The organism is Pseudomonas sp. P7779 (assembly GCF_013386315.1).
In the GTDB taxonomy this organism is placed as follows: Bacteria; Pseudomonadota; Gammaproteobacteria; order Pseudomonadales; family Pseudomonadaceae; genus Aquipseudomonas.
The window spans coordinates 1-226 of the sequence record NZ_JACARZ010000052.1 but is presented as its reverse complement, the minus strand read 5'-3'; the positions used below and the strand labels follow the sequence as shown (position 1 = coordinate 226).

Sequence of the window (226 nt, the reverse complement as noted above, 5' to 3'; positions counted from 1 at the left end):
GCTTGAGTGTGGTGAAGCAACAGCAACAGCAAGATCAGAATCGGGCACGGTCAAATGTGGGAGCTGGCTTGCCTGCGATAGCATCAACTGGGTGTACCTGATGCACCGAGTTGTCTGCATCGCCGGCAAGCCAGCTCCTACAGAAAAGCAGAGCCACACCGCCCGTAGCAGTTGTCGAGCGCCAGCGAGGCTGCGTGCTTTTGATCTTGATCTGCTTTTGATTTTG

The 226-nt window shown here is 54.9% G+C and carries 1 pseudogene; it reads right to left on the bottom strand.

Going from position 1 to position 226, the window contains the following annotated elements:
• Positions 1-34 precede the first annotated feature (34 nt).
• Positions 35-226: pseudogene (locus HX869_RS31405) on the bottom strand (hypothetical protein); the annotation flags it as partial.